This window comes from Pseudomonas sp. LBUM1640 (assembly GCF_059716225.1).
In genome coordinates, this window is sequence record NZ_CP166816.1 from 1,048,804 (window position 1) to 1,070,424 (window position 21,621).

The window sequence follows — 21,621 nt, forward strand, 5'->3', positions numbered from 1 at the left end:
GAATCTGTTCATGATCTCTACCTTGCGACGTGGCCTGCTGGTGCTGCTTGCGGCACTGCCACTGATGGCCAACGCGGCGGGTTCTGCGCACGATCTGGTGCAGGACACGACCAACAAGATGTTGGCGGACCTGACTGCCAACAAAGAGCAGTACAAGCAAGACCCGACCAGGTTTTACGATGCACTGAATACCATCGTCGGTCCGGTGGTCGATGCCGAAGGCATTTCCCGCAGCATCATGACGGTCAAGTATTCGCGCAAGGCTACGCCTGCGCAGATGAAAACATTCCAGGAAAACTTCAAGAAGGGCCTGTTCCAGTTCTACGGCAACGCCCTGCTGGAATACAACAACCAGGGCATTACCGTTGCTCCAGCCGGCGATGAATCGGGTGATCGCACCAGCGTCAACATGAGCGTCAAGGGCACCAACGGCGCCGTTTATCCTGTGCAGTACACGCTGGAGAAGGTTAACGGCGAGTGGAAGCTGCGCAATGTGATCATCAATGGCATCAACATCGGCAAGCTGTTCCGCGATCAGTTCGCTGATGCGATGCAGCGCAATGGCAATGACCTGGACAAGACCATCAATGGTTGGGCCGGTGAAGTTGCCAAGGCCAAGGAAGAAACCGACAAACAAGCTGGGAAGCCTGCGCAATGACCGGATCGGCTGTTCGTCTTGGCGACGCCGGTGAGTTGTTCCTCAGCGGCGTGCTGGATTACCGCTCCGGGCCTGACCTGCGCAAGCAGGGCCAGGCGCTGATCAACAGCAGCAACGCGCCTGCGCTGGTGCTGGATTGCTCTGCGGTGACCAAGTCCAGCAGCGTCGGCTTGTCGTTGTTGCTGTGCTTCATGCGCGATGCCGAAGCGGTCAAGAAGCCGGTCAGCATTCGCGCACTGCCTGAAGATATGCGTGAAATTGCTCAGGTTTCCGGTCTGACCGAGCTGTTGGCACATCCTTAATACACATTATTAAAGAAGCCCCCCGTCAGAGTCCTGCTATGCGGGGTTCGCAGGCGCGGGGCTTTTTTGTATGATGTGCGACCCGTGCGCACTGGGCGCCGATAGAGGTTGAGCATGCAGGCCCTAGAAGTTAAAAGCTTCCTTGAAGGAAAGCTGCCCGAAACGAACGTAGAAGTTGAAGGCGAAGGCTGCAATTTCCAGCTGAACGTGATTAGCGATGAACTGGCGGCACTGAGCCCGGTCAAGCGTCAACAGCAGATCTATGCCCATTTGAACCCGTGGATCACCGATGGCAGCATCCACGCGGTCACTATGAAATTTTTCAGCCGCGCGGCCTGGGCCGAGCGCACCTGAGCCCCCAAGGCGTCGAGATTCTTATGGATAAATTGATTATTACCGGCGGTGCCCGCCTAGATGGCGAGATTCGCATTTCCGGTGCGAAAAACTCCGCCTTGCCGATTCTGGCAGCGACCCTGCTGTGCGATGGTCCGGTGACTGTGGCCAACCTGCCGCACCTGCACGACATCACCACCATGATCGAGCTGTTCGGTCGCATGGGCATTGAGCCGGTGATCGACGAGAAACTCTCCGTCGAAATCGACCCGCGCACCATCAAAACCCTGATCGCCCCGTACGAACTGGTGAAAACCATGCGTGCCTCGATCCTGGTACTGGGCCCGATGGTTGCCCGTTTCGGCGAAGCCGAAGTGGCACTGCCTGGCGGTTGCGCCATCGGTTCGCGTCCGGTCGACCTGCACATCCGTGGCCTTGAAGCCATGGGCGCGACCATCGACGTCGAAGGCGGTTACATCAAGGCCAAGGCGCCGGAAGGCGGCCTGCGTGGTGCCAGCTTCTTCTTTGATACCGTCAGCGTGACGGGTACTGAGAACATCATGATGGCCGCAGCCCTGGCCAACGGTCGCAGCGTCCTGCAAAACGCCGCGCGCGAGCCGGAAGTGGTCGACCTGGCCAACTTCCTGATCGCCATGGGTGCCAACATCACCGGCGCCGGCACCGACACCATCACCATCGAAGGTGTTAAGCGCCTGCACTCGGCCACCTATAAAGTGATGCCGGATCGTATCGAGACCGGCACCTACCTGGTAGCCGCTGCTGTTACTGGTGGCCGCGTCAAGGTCAAGGACACCGACCCGACCATCCTTGAAGCTGTCCTGGAAAAACTCAAGGAAGCCGGCGCTGAAATCACCACAGGTGCCGACTGGATCGAGCTGAACATGCACGGCAAGCGGCCAAAAGCCGTGAACGTGCGCACCGCTCCTTACCCGGCGTTCCCGACCGACATGCAAGCGCAGTTCATTTCCTTGAACGCGATTGCCGAAGGCACCGGTGCTGTGATCGAGACCATCTTCGAAAACCGCTTCATGCACGTTTACGAACTGCACCGCATGGGCGCCAAGATTCAAGTCGAAGGCAACACGGCCATCGTTACCGGTATCGACAAGCTCAAGGGCGCGCCAGTGATGGCCACCGACCTGCGTGCTTCGGCCAGCCTGGTAATCTCGGCGCTGTGCGCCGACGGCGACACCTTGATCGACCGCATCTACCACATCGACCGTGGTTATGAGTGCATCGAAGAGAAACTGCAGATGCTCGGCGCCAAAATCCGCCGCGTACCGGGCTAGTCCCAGTAGCTGCAAACACCGTCACTGTGGCGAGGGAGCTTGCTCCCGCTGGACTGCGTAGCAGTCCCGCTCTTTGGGGCCGCTTCGCGACCCAACGGGAGCAAGCTCCCTCGCCACAGGAAGGTGTTTGTTGTTAAATGGTTTGTTTCAAATCGAGGCTGTAATGGCCTCGATCTGTGTCTGGCGCCGTTTGCGACCGGACAGCAATAGCCTGATGAAGGACTGACGTTTCCCATGTTGACCATCGCACTGTCCAAGGGCCGCATCCTTGACGACACTTTGCCGCTTCTGGCTGAAGCGGGCATCGTGCCGACCGAGAATCCGGACAAGAGCCGCAAGCTGATCATCCCCACGACCCAGGACGACGTTCGCCTGCTGATCGTACGGGCTACCGACGTGCCGACCTACGTTGAACATGGCGCGGCCGACCTCGGCGTGGCGGGTAAAGACGTGCTGATGGAATACGGCGGCCAGGGCCTGTACGAGCCGCTGGACCTGCGTATCGCGCTGTGCAAGCTGATGACCGCCGGCCGTGTCGGTGACGTCGAGCCCAAAGGCCGCCTGCGTGTGGCCACCAAGTTTGTCAACGTTGCCAAGCGCTACTACGCCGAGCAGGGCCGTCAGGTCGACATCATCAAGCTCTACGGCTCGATGGAGTTGGCCCCGCTGATTGGCTTGGCCGACAAGATCATCGACGTGGTCGATACCGGCAACACGCTGCGTGCCAACGGTCTCGAGCCTCAGGATTTCATTGCTGACATCAGCTCCCGCCTGATCGTCAACAAAGCCTCCATGAAAATGCAACACGCCCGTATCCAGGCGTTGATCGACACCCTGCGCAAGGCAGTGGAGTCTCGACACCGCGGTTGACTCACCTGCGCGACCCTGGGTCGCGCCCGTCTATCCGCCTCATAGCCAGAATTCTCAGGTGCCCAAGCGGATCGACTGCTGGGAAGGTGCGCTGACGTTCAATAACGAAGCGCGCCTTACCCCAAAAGGCAACTTATGTTAGTAGAAGATTCTTTTTTCAATAATTAGCGACGCGTAGCAGCTTGCCTTTTGAGGTAAGGCCCTGCGGGTTGGCACTGTGGTCGCGCCATGCTGCGTTGCGGGACTTGGTAAGGAAACAACCCTTACCAGCGTCCCGCGCCTTGCCTGGCACAACCACAGTACCAACGCGCTTCGTTATTGAACGTCAGCGCACCTTCGGGCGCCTGAGTTTTTGCCAATCCTATGAGGCCCTCGCTATGACCACGTCCACTGCAATTGCCCGACTCAACGCTGCCGACCCGGATTTCGCCCATCATCTGGATCATCTGCTGAGCTGGGAAAGCGTGTCCGACGACTCGGTCAACCAGCGGGTGCTCGACATTATCAAGGCCGTGCGCGAGCGCGGTGATGCGGCGCTGGTGGACTTCACCCGCCAGTTCGACGGCCTGGATGTGGCGTCGATGTCCGACCTGATCCTGCCGCGCGAACGCCTCGAGCTGGCCCTGACGCGCATCACCGCGCCTCAGCGTGAAGCCCTGGAAGTGGCGGCAGCGCGTGTGCGCAGCTACCACGAAAAACAGAAGCAGGATTCCTGGAGCTACACCGAGGCCGATGGCACCGTGTTGGGCCAGAAGGTCACGCCGCTGGATCGCGCCGGTTTGTACGTGCCGGGCGGTAAAGCCTCGTACCCCTCGTCGGTATTGATGAACGCTATACCGGCCAAAGTGGCGGGCGTGACCGAAGTGGTCATGGTGGTGCCGACGCCGCGCGGTGAAATCAACGAGCTGGTGTTGGCCGCCGCGTGCATCGCTGGTGTCGACCGCGTGTTCACCATCGGCGGCGCACAAGCCGTTGCGGCCTTGGCCTACGGCACCGAAAGCGTGCCGAAAGTCGACAAGGTGGTTGGTCCAGGCAATATCTATGTGGCCACCGCCAAGCGCCACGTGTTTGGCCAGGTCGGCATCGACATGATCGCCGGTCCTTCGGAAATTCTCGTGGTGTGCGACGGCCAGACCGACCCGGACTGGATCGCCATGGACCTGTTCTCTCAGGCTGAGCACGACGAAGACGCCCAGGCGATTCTGGTCAGCCCAGACGCCGAGTTCCTCGACAAGGTTGCCGCCAGCATCAACAAGCTGCTGCCGACCATGGACCGTGCCGAGATCATCGAGAAGTCGATCAATGGCCGTGGCGCGCTGATCCTGGTGCGTGACATGGAGCAGGCTATCGAAGTGGCCAACCGTATCGCCCCGGAGCACTTGGAATTGTCCGTCGCCGACCCACAAGCCTGGCTGCCGTCGATTCGCCATGCCGGTGCGATCTTCATGGGCCGCCACACCAGCGAAGCCCTGGGCGACTACTGCGCAGGCCCGAACCACGTGCTGCCGACCTCCGGCACCGCGCGTTTCTCGTCGCCGCTGGGGGTGTACGACTTCCAGAAGCGTTCGTCGATTATCTTCTGCTCGCCACAAGGCGCTTCCGAGCTGGGCAAGACCGCCTCGGTGCTCGCCCGTGGTGAATCCCTCAGCGCTCACGCCCGCAGCGCCGAATACCGCATCCTTGAAGAAGGGAACTGAGACATGAGCAAATTCTGGAGCCCCTTCGTCAAGAATCTCGTGCCATACGTGCCCGGCGAGCAGCCGAAGCTGACCAAGCTGGTCAAGCTCAACACCAACGAGAACCCCTACGGCCCATCGCCCAAGGCGCTCGCGGCGATGCAGGCCGAGTTGAACGACAACTTGCGCTTGTACCCGGACCCCAACAGCGATCTGCTCAAGCAGGCTGTGGCCAAGTATTACGGTATCGACGCCGGCAAGGTCTTCCTCGGCAACGGTTCCGATGAAGTGCTGGCGCACATCTTCCACGGCCTGTTCCAGCACGATTTGCCGCTGCTGTTTCCAGACATCAGCTACAGCTTCTATCCGGTCTATTGCGGGCTCTACGGCATCAAATCCGACCCGTTGCCGTTGGATGAGCAGTTCCAGATCCGCGTGGCCGATTATGCCAAGCCCAACGGCGGGATCATCTTCCCCAACCCGAACGCGCCCACCGGCTGCGTATTGGCATTGGATGCGGTAGAACAGATCCTCAAAGCCAGCCCGGATTCGGTGGTGGTGGTCGATGAAGCCTATATCGACTTCGGCGGCGAAACGGCTATCAGCCTGGTGGACCGTTACCCGAACCTGCTGGTGACCCAGACCCTGTCCAAATCGCGCTCACTGGCCGGTTTGCGTGTGGGCCTGGCGGTGGGGCACCCAGACCTCATCGAGGCGCTGGAGCGGGTCAAGAACAGCTTCAACTCCTACCCGCTGGATCGCTTGGCGATTGTCGGCGCGGCAGCGGCGTTCGACGACCGTGAATACTTCGAGAAGACGTGCCAGTGGGTGGTCGACAGTCGCAACAAGGTGGTCGCGCAGTTGGAAGGCAAGGGTTTTGAAGTGTTGCCGTCGGCGGCCAACTTCATCTTTGCCCGCCACCCACGGCACGACGCAGCAGGCCTGGCGGCCAAGTTGCGTGAGCAGGGCGTGATTGTGCGGCACTTCAAGCAGGCGCGGATTGCCCAGTTCCTGCGGATCAGCATCGGTACGCCGGAGCAGAACCAGGCGTTGATTGACGGGCTCGGCGAGCTTTAACATCCGCTGAAAAGCAAATGTAGGAGCGGGCTTGCTCGCGAAGGCGGTGTATCAGTCACATACGTATCGACTGACACTCCGCTTTCGCGAGCAAGCCCGCTCCCACATTTAGTTTTGTGGTGTTAGTTAGAGCAGAGGCTCATCCGGCTTCTTGTTCTTCCAGCCATCATTGCCCGGCAGCAGCAGGTTCAAACCAATTGCTACCACCGCACACAGGGCGATGCCCTTGAGGCCGAAATCATCCGGGCCAGTGCCGGTGCCGACCAGCACACCGCCAATGCCGAACACCAGGGTCACCGACACAATCACCAGATTGCGCGCCTCGCCGAGGTCGATCTTGTGGCGAATCAGCGTGTTCATGCCCACGGCCGCAATCGAGCCGAACAGCAAGCACAGAATCCCGCCCATTACCGGAATCGGAATGCTTTGCAGCAGTGCACCGAACTTGCCGATAAACGCCAGGCTGATGGCAAACACTGCCGCCCAGGTCATGATTTTCGGGTTGTAGTTCTTGGTCAGCATGACCGCGCCGGTCACTTCGGCATAAGTGGTGTTCGGCGGGCCGCCAAACAGGCCGGCAGCCGTGGTGGCAATACCGTCCCCCAGCAGGGTGCGATGCAGGCCAGGCTTCTTCAGGTAGTCGCGACCGGTCACACTGCCCACCGCAATTACACCACCGATATGCTCGATCGCCGGGGCCAGGGCCACGGGGACGATGAACAGAATCGCCTGCCAGTTGAATTCCGGCGCGGTGAAGTGGGGCAGGGCGAACCAGGGCGCAGCGGCGATCTTCGCCGTGTCGACCACACCAAAGTAGAACGACATGGCAAAGCCGACCAGCACGCCGGAGATAATCGGTACCAAACGGAAAATCCCTTTGCCGAACACTGCCACGATCAACGTGGTGAGCAGCGCCGGCATCGAGATCAGCATGGCCGTCTTGTAGGGGATCAGTTCGGCACCGTCGCCGCCTTTACCCATCGCCATGTTGGCGGCTATCGGTGCCATGGCCAGGCCGATGGAAATAATCACCGGGCCGATCACAACGGGTGGCAGCAGCCGGTCGATAAAACCGGTGCCTTTGACCTTCACGGCCAGCCCCAGGAAGGTATAAACGAAACCGGCCGCCATCACCCCGCCCATGGTCGCCGCGAGGCCGAATTGGCCCTTGGCGAGAATGATCGGGGTGATAAACGCAAAGCTCGATGCCAGGAATACCGGCACCTGCCGCCCTGTCACCACCTGGAACAGCAACGTGCCCAGGCCTGCGGTAAACAGTGCGACGTTTGGATCAAGACCTGTGATCAGCGGCATCAACACCAACGCACCAAATGCTACAAAGAGCATCTGTGCGCCAGACAGGATCTGGCGCCAAAGCGGGTCGTTGAAATCATCCTGCATGCTCACGCGTCCTTCTGCTTGGTGCCGAAGATCTTGTCACCGGCATCGCCCAGGCCTGGGATGATGTAGCCGTGTTCGTTCAGGCGCTCATCAATAGACGCGGTGTAGATCTGCACGTCCGGGTGGGCCTTCTCGACGGCAGCGATGCCTTCGGGGGCGGCGACCAGCACCATGGCGCGGATGTCCCTGCAACCGGCCTTTTTCAGCAGGTCGATGGTGGCAACCATGGAGCTACCGGTGGCGAGCATCGGGTCGATGATCATTGCCAGGCGCTCGTTGATTTCCGGAACGAGTTTTTCCAGGTAGGTGTGGGCCTGCAAGGTTTCTTCGTTGCGGGCCACGCCGACGGCGCTGACTTTGGCGCCCGGGATCAGGCTGAGTACGCCTTCGAGCATGCCGATACCGGCGCGCAGGATCGGCACCACGGTGATTTTCTTACCAGCGATTTTCTCCACCTGCACGGGACCGGCCCAACCGGGGATCTCGTAGGTTTCCAGGGGCAAATCTTTGGTGGCTTCGTAAGTGAGCAGCGCTCCGACTTCCTGAGCAAGCTCACGGAAGTTCTTCGTGCTAATGTCGGCACGGCGCATAAGGCCGAGTTTGTGTCTGATCAGCGGGTGGCGGATCTCGCGAGTGGGCATGGGAAAAGCTCCGGCGGCGGGCAAAAAAACCGGCCTAGATTAATCTATCCGAGGGTGTTGTCCTATAGACATCTAGTACGTTAGTCCATTAAGGCTTGATCGTTGCGCCTCACATGCGTACCTTTGCCCGCTTTTCTTGCCACAGCACCCCCTTGGAGAGCGCCATGTCCGCTGATCTCGAGCATATCCGTCAAATCATGCGCGAGGCTGACTGCCTGTACACCGAAGCGCAAGTCGAAGAGGCAATCGCCAAGGTCGGCGCTCACATCACCCGCGAAATGGCCGACACCAACCCGGTGGTCTTTTGCGTGATGAACGGTGGCCTGATCTTCGCCGGCAAATTGCTGACCCACCTGCAATTCCCGCTGGAAGCCTCCTACCTGCACGCCACCCGTTATCGCAACGAAACCAGCGGCGGCGACCTGTTCTGGAAGGCCAAGCCGGAAGTCTCGTTCATTGACCGCGACGTGCTGATCATCGACGACATCCTTGATGAAGGTCACACCCTGGGCGCGATCATCGACTTCTGCAAGCACGCCGGCGCGCGCAAAGTGCACACCGCCGTGCTGATCGACAAAGAGCACGACCGCAAAGCTCGCCCTGACCTGAAAGCCGATTACGTCGGCCTGCCGTGCATCGACCGCTACATCTTCGGTTACGGCATGGACTACAAAGGCTACTGGCGTAACGCCAATGGGATCTACGCCGTTAAAGGGATGTAACCCATGGCCCGCTTTCTTGATCAGTCGCTGTTCACCGAATTGGCCGAGAAAGCGGCCGCCAACCCTCGTGGTCGGCACCACCACAACTTCCATCAGATGGAAGAGCCCTGCCATCGCCTGGCCGTGGGCCTGCAGCCCGACACGTATGTGCCGCCGCATCGACACCTGAGCGCCGACAAGGCGGAGACCCTGCTGGTGCTCAAGGGCAGCCTGGGCCTGTTGGTGTTCAGCGACACCGGCGAGGTTATCGCCAAGCGCGTGATGCAGGCGGGCGGGGAGTGCTCGGGCGTTGACCTGCCACCGGGCGTGTTTCACGGCCTGGTGGTGCTGGAGCCCGACAGCGTGATGTTCGAATGCAAGGCCGGGCCGTATCGACCGGTAGGCGTGGGCGAATTGGCTGACTGGGCACCGCGCGAAGGCGATGCCGGTGTTGCCGAGTACCAGCGCTGGATGCTTGCCCAGTTCGATTGAGCCTCAGCGCAACGGTAACCCTTGCTCTACCAGCGAGGCCAGCAGGCCCGCGCCCAGCGGGATGATGCTGTCATTGAAGTCATACCGGTCGTTGTGCAATTGGCAATGGCCAGCACCTTCGCTCGACGAGCCGCCCTGGCCCAGATAAATATAGGCGCCCGGCCGCTCCTGCAGCATGTATGAAAAGTCTTCGGCCCCCATGGTGAGGGGTTCGTCGCACCTCACGTTTGCCTCGCCAACCAGACTTCTGGCAACGCGTGCCGCGAACAATGCCTGCTCGGTATGGTTGACGGTTGCGGGATAGCCTCGTTGAAAGTTATAGGTGACGGTAGCGCCAAACGCGGTCGCGACGCCGTGGGCGATTTCGCCAATGCGTTTCTCCAGCAGATCTCGATTGGCGCTGGTAAAGCTGCGTGCGGTTCCGATCATCTTCACGTGGGCGGGAATCACGTTGTTCGCGGTGAGCTGGCTGGTTTGCAGGCTGGCCACCGTCACCACGCCCGACTCCAGCGGGTGCAGGTTGCGGCTGATGATGCTTTGCAAGGCAACAATGATATGGCTGGCAGCCAGTACCGGGTCGATTGCAGCATGAGGGATAGCCGCATGGCCGCCGCGGCCGGTTACGATAATTTCAAAGCTGTCCGCCGCAGCTTCCACCGGGCCGGGCTGTACGGCAATCACCCCGGCGGGGTAGTCGGGGTTGTTGTGCAGGGCATACACCGAGTCCACTGGGAACTGCTTGAAGAGCCCTTGTTCGATCATCACGCGGGCACCGCCACCACCTTCTTCGGCCGGTTGGAAAATCACCACGGCTTTGCCGCTGAATCGGCGCGTCTGGGCCAGATAACGTGCAGCGGCCATCAGCATCACTGTATGCCCGTCATGCCCGCAGCCGTGCATCAGGCCCGGGTGGATGGAGCGGTGGGCGAAGTCGTTGGCTTCGAACATGGGCAGGCAATCCATGTCGGCGCGCAGGCCCATGCTCGCACCAGGCTGCGCGCCAGAAATAACGCCGATTAAGCCCGTGCCCGCCAGCCCGCGGTGTACTTCAATACCGTGTTCTTCAAGAAAACCGGCAACAATCCCGCTGGTCCGGTGTTCATCAAACCCCAGCTCAGGGTGTGCGTGGAGGTCGCGTCTCAAGGCAGTAAGTGCTGGAAGCTGTGCCTGGATGTGTTCGACAGGATTCGTGGCCATGGGCGGGACTCTTGTTATTTTGGTTGAGCTTGGAATCTACAGTCTTCGCATGTTGTTTCAATCAGGCCTGTGCAACCAGAGATGTCGAGCGTGATGGGGCCGCTCAAAGGCGACCTGCGTGCTAGCATGGCTGCCCCTTCGGAGGTGTACATGAGTGTTTTGATCCGCACCTGCGCCGTCTTGGCGTTGATCTTCAGTTTGCCTTTGTCTGCCGCTCCGGCACTGATGCACAGCCAATTCCTGCCGCCTGACGACCTGACCCTGCGGGCGCAAACCCCCGACCAGCAGCAACTGCTGCAAATCACCGAGTACGCGGTGGTGGTGGGTAACCAGCGCCAGTCCACTCAACAACCCATCCCGGTGACGTCGCCGCTGATGATTCGCCTCAAGGGCAAACCCTTGAACAAAGGCGCGACCATTGCGCAGGTGGTGCTCAATTTTGATGCCGAAAGCAAAAGCCTGAAAAAGCCGGTGTTCGATGAGAGCAGTAAAACCCTGACCTTGTCTTACCCGGTGGCCCAGTACCGCGTGATTGTCGACCTGCTGCGCAACGACACGGTGTATGTGCAGTTCCTCAGTTATGCCAACGGGCATATCTGGGCGGACCTGCACACTGGCGCCGTTCGCGCGCGGTAGTTTGAACACAAAAAGCCAGCTCCCACATTGAACCAGTGCCGCTTCCGAAGCGTGTGCCCCGCAGGTAAACTGCGTTTCCCGTGTAAATGTCTGCAGGCTGGAGTCGGTAATGCGTAAAGATAAGAAACAGGTGATTGGTGACGAGATCGGCGACGAGCAGATCAAGTTGTTCCTGCACTTCGAGCCGGTTGACGCGACTTCACCGTCCCTGCACAAACTGATCAAGGCTTACCGCGGCCTGCGTATCGACGACTTCGAGAGGTTCCTGGGCTTTTTCAAGGAAGCAGGCCTGGATCTGGACGGCAAGGACGAGCACGGCCAGACCTTCGTTGAGGTGATCAAGGATCAGCGCAACGCCGCCGAGTACATCGAGTTGATCAAAGCCGCCCGCGGCTGATTATACGAGGCATAAAAAAACGCCCCGAGGGGCGTTTTTTTTGATCGTTCCCACGCTCTGCGTGGGAGTGCATCTTGTGACGCTCTGCGTCACGTCCTCAAGCGAAGCTTTCGGCTTCGTTGCTTTGTTCAACCAGTTCCAGGCTGATGTTGTTCTGCGTGTTGATCTTGCGGTACAGCTCGGCGTCGGTCTCGAGGACTTTCTCCCGAGCCGGGAAGATCTCGTGCAGCTTGGCTGCCCATTCACCGGCAGCTTTTTCCGGGAAGCAACGCTCGATCAGGTCCAGCATGATCGAAACCGTTACCGAAGCGCCTGGGGACGCGCCCAGCAGGGCTGCCAGCGAGCCGTCTTTGGCCGCAACCAGCTCGGTGCCAAATTGCAGCACGCCGCCTTTTTTCGGGTCTTTCTTGATGATCTGCACCCGTTGGCCGGCCACTTCCAGGCGCCAGTCTTCGGCTTTCGCTTCAGGGTAGAAGCGGCGCAGGGATTCCAGGCGTTGTTCCATGGACTGGCGCACTTCGCTGACCAGGTACTTGGTCAGGTCCATGTTGTCGCGGGCCACGGCCAACATCGGGCCGATGTTGCCGGCGCGAATCGACATTGGCAGGTCCAGGAACGAGCCGTGCTTGAGGAACTTGGTGGTGAACCCGGCGTATGGCCCGAACAGCAGGGCCTTTTTGCCGTCGACTACGCGCGTGTCCAGGTGCGGCACGGACATCGGCGGTGAACCCACGGCAGCCTGGCTGTAGACCTTGGCCTGGTGGTGTTTGACCACTTCCGGGTTGTCGCAACGCAGCCACTGGCCGCTGACCGGGAAGCCGCCGAAGCCTTTGCTTTCTTCGATGCCCGAAGCTTGCAGCAGCGGCAGCGCCGCGCCACCGGCGCCGAGGAACACGAACTTGGCGTCCACTTCACGGCTGTTGCCGCTGTTGACGTCCTTGATGCTCACGGTCCAGCCGGCGCCGTTGCGCTTGAGGCCGGTGACGCGCTTGCTGTACTTGACCTGCGCATCCGGCGCGCTGGTCAGGTGCGACAGCAGTTGGTTGGTCAGGGCGCCGAAGTTGACGTCGGTGCCATTCATCACGCGGGTGGCGGCGATTTTTTCGTCGAGCGGGCGGCCCGGCATCATCAGTGGCATCCACTCGGCCATCTCGCTGCGGTCTTCGGTGTAGTGCATGTCCGAGAACGCGTGGTGCTGGCTGAGGGTTTCAAAGCGCTTCTTGAGGAAGGAAACGCCTTTGTCGCCCTGCACGAAGCTCAGGTGCGGCACCGGGCTGATAAAGGATTTGGACGAGCCAAAGGTGCCTTTTTGGGTCAGGTACGCCCAGAACTGCTTCGACACCTCGAACTGGGTATTGATGTGCACGGCTTTCTTGATGTCGATGGAGCCATCGGCAGCCTGCGGTGTGTAGTTCAGCTCACACAGCCCGGCGTGACCGGTGCCGGCGTTGTTCCACGGGTTGGAACTTTCCGCGGCACCCGAATCCATCAGCTCAACGACTTCCAGCGTCAGGCTGGGGTCGAGCTCTTTGAGCAGTACGGCCAGGGTGGCACTCATGATGCCGGCCCCTACCAGTACTACGTCGACTGCTTCGTTATGCGCCATTTAACGCGTCTCCAAAATCTGCAGCACCAAATTGACGGCATGGCTGCCAGGAGTGACGGGGCGGTTCACGTGTTGCCCCAGGTTACCCATGGCCAGGATCGCCATGTCCGATTCGCAATTCTTTGCATTTTCAGCACACGCTTCCTGCCGGGCTAATCTGCCTATGAACGCATTCATGGGCGCCTGTGGCAATTCGACTTATGGTCAAAGCGTGTGATTCGTGCAACCAATCCGTAGCGGACAGGCTCAAGCTCCGGTGTTTGAGGAGTACTCGGTCCTGTGTGGTTGGGCTGTTCCAGACGCTGATGGTGCTTGTACAAACGCCAAACTATTCATTTGCTCGCCACACTCTTGTGAAGTTGTGAAAACCCGTTTTTTCACGCTCTTTTGAAGACGTGAACCTCAAAAAAGGGCTGCCCCAGCCTGGCACCTGGCCCGCAAACCTCTGCCGACACGCGGCAAGACGGGCAAACAACTCAAGTGGCCGAGCGCAATGGCAGCTCTGGCAGATTCGGTAAGGCGGGTGGTTTGCAAAGAAAACAGCAAGCGCGCCAGCTTCACTCGATCTGTGTGGGCGGCTCTCTGTGGGCGATTTTTGGGGTTAATACCGAGGCATTAACGATGCTGCGAGGCCCGATCAGGAGACGTCCTTATAATCGGGGGGAGATTGTAGCGAAGAACGTCAGGGAAATGGGCGTGTTTTATGACTTTTATTCGTGTCTCGGTCAGGAGGCCAACGCATGCCGGGTTTGTGCGTGTGCAACCTTCGGGCTGATCCGGGCACTTGCCGGCAGCGGACGGTGCATCCAGCCAAGGTGGGTCTCTGCGACCTCTACCCAGCCTTCGCCGACGGGCGGCAAGCTGCACTGTTTGAACGCCAGGCAATGGCCGCGGGAATCGAGCAGCGCATAGTGGCGATGACGGCCGCGGGGCATGAACAATGACTTGAGAAGGCGCATGGCTTTGTACCTGTTACGTTACTTGCTCGAAGGTTGCCAGTGTGCCATGACACTGGAATGACGGATTTATGCGAAATTGTAATTTCAGCAAGCCTTCAGCTGCCGTTCAGGATGGCTGGTGAGTGGCGCGTGTGCACCGTTATACTGGCGGCCTGTTTGCACCTAGTCCTGGAGAAATGAGTATGTTGCAACGCCTGCTGTTCGGTTTGATCACTGTGACCAGTTTGACCCTGGTTGGCTGCGCCAACAGCCCGCAACAACTCAGCCCGCAACCTAAAGTTACCGCGCAGTTGGCCCCTGTTGGCCACGGTCAGCCGGTATCGGTGCGTGTTGTGGATGGTCGTCCGTCGCCGACTTTGGGTTCGCGTGGCGGTCTGTACCCTGAGACCGCGCTGATTTCGGTGACCGGCCAGGACGTACTGCCCAAGCTGCAAGCCCAGGCTGAAGCGGCCGTGCGCCTGCTGGGCTTTACGCCGGCCAACTCGCCGGGCGCGCCTCAATTGACCATCACCCTGGCCGAGTTGAAATATCAGTCGCCCAAAGACGGGCTGTATGTGACTGAAGCTGCGATTGGCGCGACGTTCAAGTCCGACGTCAGTGCTGGCACGCGCCGCTACAGTGGCCGCTACGGTGCGTCGCTGAACCAGCGTTTTGGCATGTCGCCGAACCAGGAAACCAACACCAAGCTGGTCAGCGATGTGTTGAGCGACGCGCTGACGCGTCTGTTCAAGGACCCAAGCATCGGTTCGCTTCTCAGCTCGCAGTAACCGTCGGGCGGGCGCGGAGCGCCCCAAGTGCTGTTCCCACGCAGAGCGTGGGAACGATCAACCGGGCTCAGTGATGAGCCCGGTTTTTTTACGCCCGTAACGTTCATGCAGCCGTTTCGACATACAAGTCCAGCACACTCACGCCCGTGAGCAGGTCCAGCTCCGGCAGGTCGGCATGTTGGTGCCCGCCCAGCGCGCAATACACCAGCCAGTGGCGATCCTGAACATTGAACGCCAAGCCGCCGACCAGCGCCTCCTGCTCATCCGTCTGGGCGATCAAATACAGCCGATCCTGGTTCTGCGCATGCAACATGACAAGCTCCCGAGCGTTCGAAGGGCAACAGAGTGGCTTGTTAAGGTGACGTTCAGGTGACGCTGTAAATTAATGGATACATTAATCGTACATGGGGGACGGAACGTTTCAGCGGCAGGAGGCCAATATCGTTCAGGTTTGTATCTGAATTGATACCAGAACACTGTCCGATTGAGGTTTGCGATGGCGCTGCCCGTACTGCTGATCAATGCTGTGGCTTTATTGGTGGCCTGCTTGGGTGCGGCGCTGCTGTTTATTACCCGCCTGCGCGAGCAGCGTGCGCTGGCCAAGCTGACCGCGCAAAGCGAAGATCGCGCGATCGACCAACCGATGTTGTTTCTGGATGTGCGCACCGAACGGGCGCATCGCCTGGCTTACCGCGTCGGGTTTGCCTGCCTTGGGCTGGCGCTGGCCACATCTTGGCTCAGTACTCACCTCTAAAAAACACCACAAAACAAATGTGGGAGCGGGCTTGCCCGCGAATGCTGGGTCTCAGTCGATACATCCTTGACTGAACCACCGCTTTCGCGAGCAAGCCCGCTCCCACATTTTGATACGGTGTTTACAGTGGAATCCCGGCCTTGACCCGATATTGATTCCTCACCGGCGTCGCATACTGCACCACCAGAAATGGCCGGTGCTCCGCCGGGCACTCATTCAAGCGCCGCTCCCACTCTGCTTTCGCCTTGGCCAATTCATCGGCCGCGAACACCTCGGCAGCCGTCGGCACCTGCAATTGCGGGTCGGCGTCGCTCCACTGCGCATACGCCAGGTAATGCACCGGGAATAACCGATAGCCGCCCAGAATCTGCCGGTCCATTTCTACCGCCAGCAGCTTGGTGTCTTCAAACCGCTCAGTGATCGGCGGCGCAAAGTTCACATGCACACGGCCCTTGTAGCCGGTGATGCCCAAGGCAATGCTCACATCGTCTTCGCCCGGCGCTTTGCTGTAGGTGCCGGTGGTGGCGCGGATGTACAGCTCGCGGGCCTTGGCGGTGTCACACGGGTCGTATTCGTAGCTGATCGACACCGGCGTCAGGTTCAGCGATTGGATCACTTCGGCGAACGGCTCATCCTTGCGGCTGACGTGAAACATCTTGAGGATCGCCGACTCGGTGCGATCATCCCCATCTTTGGCGCGGCCTTCGGCCTGGGCGATCCAGATCGACTGGCAATCGTTGCGAATCGAATGGTTGATGTAAGCCGACAGCAGGTTATACGCCGCCATCTTTTCCTTTCGCCCGGTGATCGAGCGGTGCACGATGAAGCTCTTGTTCAAGCGCATCAGGTCGCTGACGAACGGCTTTTGCAGCAGGTTGTCGCCAATGGCGATGCGCGGTGTCGGCAGACCGGCGTGGTACACGGCATAGTTGACGAAGGCCGGGTCCATCACGATGTCGCGGTGGTTGGCCAGAAACAGGTAGGCAGTGCCGGACTGGAGCTGCTCGACGCCGGTATAAGTAACGCCGTCGGTCGCGCGGTCAATGGTGTGGTCGACGTAATACTCGACTTTGTCCTGCAGCGTGGCCACGGTGGTGACGCCGGCGAACTCACGGCGCAGCTTGCGGGCGATCATTGGCTTGAGCAGCCAGCCCAGGGCGCCGGCAAAGCGCGGGAAACGGAAGTGAGTCAGGATGTCCAGAAAGGCCTTGTCACTGAACAGACGTGCCAGCACTGCCGGGACTTCGCTGTCGTTGTAAGGTCGGATGGTATCGAATTCGCCCATCATGCTCTCTTGTTAGAAACGGCTAGGGTAAGTAAAGGAAATATCAGGGTGCGGCCGCAATATTGGCTCTGCCGTGAATAGCCCTGTAAATAGACCGGCGATTATACGCACAAGTCACCTGGGAGACCGCGATGCTGGAAACCGAGTCGTACGATTGTCCTTATTGTGGTGAGCCGGCCGAGGCCGTACTGGATCTTTCCGGCGGCGATCAGTCATACATTGAAGACTGTCCGGTGTGTTGCCGGCCGATTATCTTTGATCTGCAGGTACACGATGACGAATGGATGCTCTCGGTACGCAGCGAGAACGAATAACAGGTACGCCCATGCAGCGAATCTACGAACCGGAAAACCTGATGGAAGGCGAGCTGCTGCAACAGATGCTCGCCAGCGAAGGCATCGAGGCGCACCTGGTGGGGCGCCATTTGCTCGGTGGCACCGGCGAGCTGCCGATTTTCGGCCTGCTGGGCTTGGAAGTGGGCAACGACCAGGCCGGTTACGCACGCGAGCTGATTACGGCCTACAACTTGGCGCAACCGCTGCCCGGCGATGAACCCGACAGCTTCCCCGACGTATTGGTCTGTTAGGCTGTCGGTCGGTTTACCCAAGAGTCGTGTTACCCCATGTGTGGACGTTATGCCCTGTTTCGCTGGAACCCCGCCTTCGCTGCCTTGCCCGGTTTCCCGGCAGATCAGCAGGCTCAGTGGAACATCTCCCCAAATGATTCGGTGCTGATCCAGCGCCTGGACGAAGGCCAGCGCACCCTGGCGCGTGCACGCTGGGGCCTCACGCCGCCCTGGCTGACCGACCTTTCCCGTACGCCTGCCCACGCCCGCGCCGAAACCCTGGCCGAGCAGCCGATGTTTCGCGAAGCCTTTCGCCAGCGTCGCTGCCTGCTGCCGGCCAACGGGTTTTACGAATGGCGCGGCACCCAGCGCAAGCGCCCCTACTGGCTGACGCCGGGGGAGGGCTCTACGTTGTTTTTTGCGGCGATCTGGGAAGCGTACCCGGTGCAGGAGCAAGTGTGGCTGAGTACGGCCGTGGTGACCCAGGCGGCGCAGAGTCAGCGGCGGCCGTTGATACTGGATGCGGCGGGGCAAGAGGCGTGGCTGGATCCGCAGACGCCGTTGCATGTGTTGCAGGGGTTGTTGGCGGGTGAGCCCACGGCGTTGCGTGAGCGGGTGTTGGCCAACATGGTAAATGATCCGAAGCTGAATGGGCCGGAGTGCCTGACCCCGGGTTGAGTTGGATTCACTGGCCCCATCGCAGGCAAGCCAGCTCCCACATTTGAAGGTGTTCACACATCAAAATGTGGGAGCTGGCTTGCCTGCGATAGCGGCCTGAAGACCACCGCCAATTCCTAAACCCTAAACTGATTGATCAACCGCCGCTGCTGCTCCGCCAGCTTGGTCAAATCCGCACTGGCCGCACTCGACTCATCCGCGCCGCCCGCCACTTCATTCGCCACCTGGCCGATATTGATCACATTGCGATTGATATCCTCAGCCACCGCGCTCTGCTCCTCGGCCGCGCTGGCAATCTGGGTGTTCATGTCGTTGATCACTGACACTGCCTGAGTAATGGTCTCCAGCGCCTGCGCTGCCTTGGCCGCATGCTGCACGCTTTCATCGGTGCGGTTCTGGCTGTCCTCCATCACCTTCACTACGTCCCGCGTGCCTTGTTGCAGCTGCTGGATCATGGTCTGGATTTCTTCGGTAGCCTTCTGGGTTTTCTGCGCCAGGTTGCGCACCTCATCGGCCACCACGGCAAAACCACGGCCTTGTTCGCCGGCCCGCGCCGCCTCGATGGCGGCGTTGAGCGCCAGCAGGTTGGTCTGCTCGGCAATCCCGCGAATCGCCGTGAGGATCGCGTTGATGTTCTCGCTGTCCTTGGCCAGGGCTTGCACCGCGCCCACCGCCTTGCCGATTTCTTGCGCCAGCGCACCGATAGACGTCGAGGTGTCGCGCACGATGCGCATGCCTTGGCTGGCGGCCTGGTCGGCATGGCTGGCGGCTTGTGCCGCCTGGGTGGCGTTGCGCGCCACGTCCTGGGCGGTGGCGGTCATCTCGTGCACGGCGGTGGCCACCTGGTCGATCTCGACCATCTGTTTGTGCACGCCCTGGTTGGTGCGGATCGCGATGTCGGCGGTGTGCTCCGACGAATCGCTGACCTTCTGCACCGAACTCACCACCTGAGTAATCATGCCCTGCAGCTTGATCAGGAACGTATTGAAGCCCGTGGCGATTGCGCCCAATTCATCGGCGCGATCGCTGGTCAAGCGGCGCGTCAGGTCGCCTTCGCCTTGGGCGATGTCGTTGAGCATGGCCACCATTTGCTTGAGCGGCCGGGCGATGCCGTGGCCCACCAGCCAGATCACCAGCAAGCCGATGCCGGCGATCAGCAGGCCAACCATGGCCATGCCGAAGGTGTCGGTCTTGCGCTGGGCTTGCAGGTCGCTTTGCAGTTTCTGCGAGTCGGCCATCACCGCGTTCAGTGGCAGTTGCAGCATCAGGGTCCAGCGCGCTTCGGCCTGGCCGATATTGAACGGCAGGAACAGCTCGATATGCCCGTGTTCCTTGTCGATGTCGTAGCGCACTTCGCCGACTTTCAGTTGGCCCAGGTTTGCCAGCTCCTTACTGTCGAGCAAGTCAGTGGCTTTTTCGCCGAGCTTGCTGGCGTCCTTGGTGTAGGCCACCAGGCGTCCGTTGCTGGAAATCAGCGCCATTTCGCCGGCGCCGTTATAGAGGTTCTGGTCGGCGCGGGTGAGCATGTCCTGGATGAAGTTCACCGACAGGTCGGCGCCGACGATGCCCTGGAAGGCGCCGTCGATCATGATCGGCTCGATAAACGAGGCCAGCATCACCATCGCATTGCCGACCTTATAAGGCGCGGGGTCGATGGCGCAGGGCTTTTTGCTTTCTTTGGAACACAGGTAGTACTCGCTGGCGCGCACGCCGGTGGCGAGGATGTTCTGGTCGTTAACGTCGGCGAGTTTATCCAGGCCCAGGCTGCCATCGGCATTGCGATACCACCACGGCAGGAAGCGGCCGTCGGCGGCCATGCCGACAATCGGTGTGTTCACGTAGGCGGCGTCGTTGTGGTCGATGGCATTGGGTTCCCAGCCGATATAGGCGCCGAGGATTTTCGGGTTGCGCACCACGGTCTCGTGCAGCAAGTTGATCAGTTGTTCGCGGCCCACGTGCAAGGCGGGTTCGCCCTTGGCGTCTTTCATGCCGAGCAGGGCGTTGGCCGTGGCCAGGCCTTTGGCGGTCACCAATGGCGCTTCCAATTCACGCTGGATCAGTGTGGCCTGGGTTTGCGCCAGCGCCGTGAGACGCTGCTCGATGATCTGCTCGAACTGCGCCTGGGTGCGTTCCTGCACCAGTTCCTGAGTGCGCGCGCCGGCAAACACGGCGTAGAGCACCAGCACCGCGACCACGCTCAGCACGATGGCCCCGGTCAGTGCGGCGACAGAAAACTGAATCGACTTGAATTTCATGAAGGCTCCGGGCGCAGGGGCAGATGGGCTGCCTTTTTTGTATCGGCCGCGGGCTCGGGAGGCTTAAGGCCGGGCCTGTGAAATAGTGCCGGATGTCGCAAATGGGCTGGTCGCCGCCGTTGTGGTGTGTGGGATGTATCTGAAAATCAGCGGTTACACTTCCTGTGTATCTGGCGCAGATACATTTGACCGCCTACGATACGCGCCAGGTATCCAGGGAGAGCGTCATGAAAAAATCATTGGCAGTAAGCGTACTCAGTGCAGCGATGCTGCTGGCCGGTTGTCAGTCGGTCAATACCACCAGCGGCGGTGCCGTTGGGGTAGAGCGCAAGCAGTACATGTTCAGCATGCTGTCGAGCCAAGAAGTCGACCAGATGTATGCCCAGTCCTACCAGCAGACGCTGGGTGAGGCGAGCGGCAAGGGCATGCTCGACAAGACCAGCGCCAACGCCAAGCGCGTGAAGGCCATCGCCAATCGCCTGATCGCCCAGGCACCGACCTTCCGCCCGGATGCGGCGCAGTGGAAGTGGGAAGTGAACCTGATCAAAAGCGATGAGATGAACGCCAACTGCGGGCCTGGCGGCAAGATCTTTGTGTACAGCGCATTGATCGACAACCTCAAGCTCACGGATGATGAGCTGGCTGCAGTGATGGGCCATGAAATCGCCCACGCCTTGCGCGAGCACGGGCGTGAAGCCATGTCCAAGGCCTACGGCATCCAGATGGCCAAGCAAGGCGCCGGTGCGTTGTTCGGTCTGGGCCAGGACAGCCTGGCGTTGGCTGATACTGTGGCCAACTACGGCATGACCTTGCCCAACAGCCGCGCGAATGAAAACGAAGCGGACCTGATCGGCCTGGAGCTCTCGGCTCGTGCCGGGTACAACCCGAACGCAGCCATCACGTTGTGGAACAAGATGGCCAAGGCGTCGGAAGGTTCTCCACCGGAGTTCATGAGCACGCACCCGGCGTCCGACAGCCGAATCGCCTCGTTGCAGGCGGCGATTCCGAAGGTGATGCCGCTGTACCAGCAGGCCAAAAAGTCCTGATTGATCGTTCCCACG

25 protein-coding genes and 2 pseudogenes are annotated in these 21,621 nt (G+C 60.1%); 17 read left to right on the top strand and 10 right to left on the bottom strand.

From position 1 onward, the window contains the following. Positions 1-10: 10 nt before the first annotated feature. From ACA065_RS04650 to murA, 4 genes are all read left to right on the top strand, one after another. Complete coding sequence (locus tag ACA065_RS04650) at positions 11-658, top strand: MlaC/ttg2D family ABC transporter substrate-binding protein (RefSeq protein ID WP_497693503.1); 648 nt, start codon at positions 11-13, stop codon at positions 656-658. After that, a complete protein-coding gene (locus ACA065_RS04655) occupies positions 655-960 on the top strand; it encodes an STAS domain-containing protein (protein WP_497693504.1) in 306 nt (101 codons plus the stop codon). The genes ACA065_RS04650 and ACA065_RS04655 overlap by 4 nt, the downstream gene beginning before the upstream one ends. 114 nt (positions 961-1,074) lie before the next feature. Next, positions 1,075-1,314 (top strand): BolA family protein, encoded by a 240-nt coding sequence (locus tag ACA065_RS04660; RefSeq protein ID WP_008434291.1) that lies wholly within the window; start codon positions 1,075-1,077, stop codon positions 1,312-1,314. A gap of 23 nt (positions 1,315-1,337) precedes the next feature. After that, positions 1,338-2,603 carry a UDP-N-acetylglucosamine 1-carboxyvinyltransferase gene (murA, locus tag ACA065_RS04665; RefSeq protein WP_497693505.1) on the top strand — a complete coding sequence of 422 codons (1,266 nt, stop codon included), beginning with the start codon at positions 1,338-1,340 and terminating at the stop codon, positions 2,601-2,603. 26 nt (positions 2,604-2,629) lie between these two features. Here the strand turns inward: murA and ACA065_RS04670 are convergent. Then, positions 2,630-2,722: pseudogene (locus ACA065_RS04670) on the bottom strand (N-acetyltransferase); the annotation flags it as partial. 115 nt (positions 2,723-2,837) lie between these two features. On the opposite strand from ACA065_RS04670, the gene hisG reads away from it, so the two are divergent. The 3 genes from hisG (at position 2,838) to hisC (ending at position 6,226) form a co-directional block, all read left to right on the top strand. Then, positions 2,838-3,473, top strand: coding sequence for an ATP phosphoribosyltransferase (gene hisG / locus ACA065_RS04675; protein ID WP_003188599.1), 636 nt, complete (start codon positions 2,838-2,840; stop codon positions 3,471-3,473). Between the two features lie 377 nt (positions 3,474-3,850). Further along, entirely contained in the window at positions 3,851-5,170 is a 1,320-nt protein-coding gene (gene hisD, locus ACA065_RS04680) for a histidinol dehydrogenase (protein WP_497693506.1), read from the top strand. A 3-nt stretch (positions 5,171-5,173) separates the two neighbouring features. Beyond that, positions 5,174-6,226, top strand: coding sequence for a histidinol-phosphate transaminase (gene hisC, locus ACA065_RS04685; RefSeq protein ID WP_497693507.1), 1,053 nt, complete (start codon positions 5,174-5,176; stop codon positions 6,224-6,226). Positions 6,227-6,352: 126 nt separating this feature from the next. On the opposite strand, the gene ACA065_RS04690 is transcribed toward hisC, so the two are convergent. Continuing rightward, entirely contained in the window at positions 6,353-7,627 is a 1,275-nt protein-coding gene (locus tag ACA065_RS04690; RefSeq protein ID WP_497693508.1) for a uracil-xanthine permease family protein, read from the bottom strand. 2 nt (positions 7,628-7,629) lie between these two features. Beyond that, positions 7,630-8,268, bottom strand: a complete 639-nt coding sequence (gene upp / locus ACA065_RS04695) for a uracil phosphoribosyltransferase (RefSeq protein ID WP_003188608.1) — start codon at positions 8,266-8,268, stop codon at positions 7,630-7,632. Between the two features lie 164 nt (positions 8,269-8,432). On the opposite strand from upp, the gene ACA065_RS04700 reads away from it, so the two are divergent. Next, the gene (locus ACA065_RS04700) at positions 8,433-8,990 is read left to right on the top strand and encodes a hypoxanthine-guanine phosphoribosyltransferase (RefSeq protein ID WP_028618868.1); all 558 of its coding nucleotides are present in this window, start codon (positions 8,433-8,435) and stop codon (positions 8,988-8,990) included. 3 nt (positions 8,991-8,993) lie between these two features. After that, the gene (locus tag ACA065_RS04705) at positions 8,994-9,461 is read left to right on the top strand and encodes a WbuC family cupin fold metalloprotein (RefSeq protein WP_497693509.1); all 468 of its coding nucleotides are present in this window, start codon (positions 8,994-8,996) and stop codon (positions 9,459-9,461) included. Between the two features lie 3 nt (positions 9,462-9,464). On the opposite strand, the gene ACA065_RS04710 is transcribed toward ACA065_RS04705, so the two are convergent. Then, a complete protein-coding gene (locus ACA065_RS04710) occupies positions 9,465-10,658 on the bottom strand; it encodes a M20 aminoacylase family protein (protein WP_497693510.1) in 1,194 nt (397 codons plus the stop codon). Between the two features lie 150 nt (positions 10,659-10,808). Here ACA065_RS04710 and ACA065_RS04715 point away from each other — a divergent pair, with 150 nt between their 5' ends. Together ACA065_RS04715 and ACA065_RS04720 are read left to right on the top strand one after the other, a co-directional pair. After that, positions 10,809-11,294, top strand: a complete 486-nt coding sequence (locus ACA065_RS04715) for a hypothetical protein (RefSeq protein WP_497693511.1) — start codon at positions 10,809-10,811, stop codon at positions 11,292-11,294. A gap of 109 nt (positions 11,295-11,403) precedes the next feature. Then, positions 11,404-11,691: a PA4642 family protein gene (locus tag ACA065_RS04720; protein WP_497693512.1), complete on the top strand. Its 288-nt coding sequence runs from the start codon at positions 11,404-11,406 to the stop codon at positions 11,689-11,691. 97 nt (positions 11,692-11,788) lie between these two features. On the opposite strand, the gene mqo is transcribed toward ACA065_RS04720, so the two are convergent. Both mqo and ACA065_RS04730 read right to left on the bottom strand, forming a co-directional pair. Then, positions 11,789-13,297: a malate dehydrogenase (quinone) gene (gene mqo / locus ACA065_RS04725; RefSeq protein ID WP_497693513.1), complete on the bottom strand. Its 1,509-nt coding sequence runs from the start codon at positions 13,295-13,297 to the stop codon at positions 11,789-11,791. A gap of 725 nt (positions 13,298-14,022) precedes the next feature. Beyond that, entirely contained in the window at positions 14,023-14,256 is a 234-nt protein-coding gene (locus ACA065_RS04730) for a hypothetical protein (RefSeq protein WP_497693514.1), read from the bottom strand. Positions 14,257-14,438: 182 nt separating this feature from the next. Here ACA065_RS04730 and ACA065_RS04735 point away from each other — a divergent pair, with 182 nt between their 5' ends. Continuing rightward, positions 14,439-15,023, top strand: coding sequence for a YajG family lipoprotein (locus ACA065_RS04735; protein ID WP_497693515.1), 585 nt, complete (start codon positions 14,439-14,441; stop codon positions 15,021-15,023). 103 nt (positions 15,024-15,126) lie between these two features. Here the strand turns inward: ACA065_RS04735 and ACA065_RS04740 are convergent, their stop codons facing one another. Further along, on the bottom strand, positions 15,127-15,336 hold the full coding sequence (locus ACA065_RS04740; RefSeq protein ID WP_497693516.1) for a hypothetical protein: 210 nt from the start codon (positions 15,334-15,336) through the stop codon (positions 15,127-15,129). 183 nt (positions 15,337-15,519) lie between these two features. On the opposite strand from ACA065_RS04740, the gene ACA065_RS04745 reads away from it, so the two are divergent. Then, positions 15,520-15,777 (top strand): hypothetical protein, encoded by a 258-nt coding sequence (locus tag ACA065_RS04745; protein WP_497693517.1) that lies wholly within the window; start codon positions 15,520-15,522, stop codon positions 15,775-15,777. 121 nt (positions 15,778-15,898) lie between these two features. Here the strand turns inward: ACA065_RS04745 and ACA065_RS04750 are convergent, their stop codons facing one another. Further along, on the bottom strand, positions 15,899-17,062 hold the full coding sequence (locus ACA065_RS04750; protein ID WP_497693518.1) for a 1-acyl-sn-glycerol-3-phosphate acyltransferase: 1,164 nt from the start codon (positions 17,060-17,062) through the stop codon (positions 15,899-15,901). A gap of 131 nt (positions 17,063-17,193) precedes the next feature. Between ACA065_RS04750 and ACA065_RS04755 the strand changes: the two genes are divergently transcribed. From ACA065_RS04755 to ACA065_RS04765, 3 genes are read left to right on the top strand one after another with little or no spacing between them, the layout of a single operon-like run. Then, entirely contained in the window at positions 17,194-17,376 is a 183-nt protein-coding gene (locus tag ACA065_RS04755) for a CPXCG motif-containing cysteine-rich protein (RefSeq protein WP_083360104.1), read from the top strand. A gap of 11 nt (positions 17,377-17,387) precedes the next feature. Further along, the gene (locus ACA065_RS04760; RefSeq protein ID WP_497693519.1) at positions 17,388-17,648 is read left to right on the top strand and encodes a putative signal transducing protein; all 261 of its coding nucleotides are present in this window, start codon (positions 17,388-17,390) and stop codon (positions 17,646-17,648) included. A 36-nt stretch (positions 17,649-17,684) separates the two neighbouring features. Next, on the top strand, positions 17,685-18,305 hold the full coding sequence (locus ACA065_RS04765) for an SOS response-associated peptidase (RefSeq protein WP_497693520.1): 621 nt from the start codon (positions 17,685-17,687) through the stop codon (positions 18,303-18,305). A gap of 116 nt (positions 18,306-18,421) precedes the next feature. Here the strand turns inward: ACA065_RS04765 and ACA065_RS04770 are convergent, their stop codons facing one another. Then, a complete protein-coding gene (locus ACA065_RS04770; protein WP_497695300.1) occupies positions 18,422-19,264 on the bottom strand; it encodes a methyl-accepting chemotaxis protein in 843 nt (280 codons plus the stop codon). A gap of 63 nt (positions 19,265-19,327) precedes the next feature. Then, positions 19,328-20,560 (bottom strand): annotated as a pseudogene (locus ACA065_RS04775) (cache domain-containing protein); the annotation flags it as partial. A gap of 227 nt (positions 20,561-20,787) precedes the next feature. Here ACA065_RS04775 and ACA065_RS04780 point away from each other — a divergent pair. Further along, the gene (locus ACA065_RS04780) at positions 20,788-21,606 is read left to right on the top strand and encodes a M48 family metallopeptidase (protein WP_497693521.1); all 819 of its coding nucleotides are present in this window, start codon (positions 20,788-20,790) and stop codon (positions 21,604-21,606) included. Positions 21,607-21,621: the final 15 nt, after the last annotated feature.